1 pseudogene is annotated in these 690 nt (G+C 32.3%); it reads right to left on the reverse strand.

Annotated features, from left to right (window positions below):
* Nucleotides 1-95: 95 nt before the first annotated feature.
* Nucleotides 96-690: pseudogene (locus OZD62_RS00560) on the reverse strand (heme biosynthesis protein HemY); the annotation flags it as partial.

The following is a 690-nucleotide window of genomic DNA, read 5'->3' on the forward strand; positions in this document are numbered from 1 at the left end:
TTCTCATCTTTACCCCGTACTAAAATTTCAGATATTATAGCCTTTTACTTGTTTCCGGACAACCTCTAATGGTAATTTCTACACTTTGTGGAATTTTATAATATATAATAAACACAATTAAAACTATTACAACTTGAACACTTATGATCCCATTGTTCTAGTTCCCTGTTACAATTTTTACATTTCCAGCCTGGATCAGGCAAAGCTTCTGAGCCCATCTTGTTTAGCCAATAAATTACCTTGTCGTGTTCTTGCAATGTAACCTTGAGTTGTATTACAATAAAGTAGATTGACATGTAATGAGCTTTTTTCATAGCAGTATCTAAATATTGACTTGCAAGATCATATTTACCTGAACTCATTGAGGACAAAGCAAGTAAACAGTAACTAAAATAATAATCAGGACGTAAGTTGTATAGTCTTTCAGCACCTTTACTATTTAAATTGATGTACATTTTAGCTGACTGAGGAGTAGGATTTACTGTATACTCTGCCTCTAGCACTGCAGAAGCTTTTCTGATTTTTCCAAGTTTAATATATAATTCTGCCTTTAAATAATTGATGGGCTGAAAAATTGCACTATAACGTTGTGCTCTAAATAAAGACTTTATAGCCTCCTGAAAATTTCCTTTACTTTCATATTGCTTTGCTAAAGCGCAATAAAACACTGCAAACATTTCTTTATGATCA

Origin of the sequence: Wolbachia endosymbiont of Drosophila seguyi (assembly GCF_028981765.1) — a bacterium.
Lineage (GTDB): Bacteria > Pseudomonadota > Alphaproteobacteria > Rickettsiales > Anaplasmataceae > Wolbachia > Wolbachia pipientis.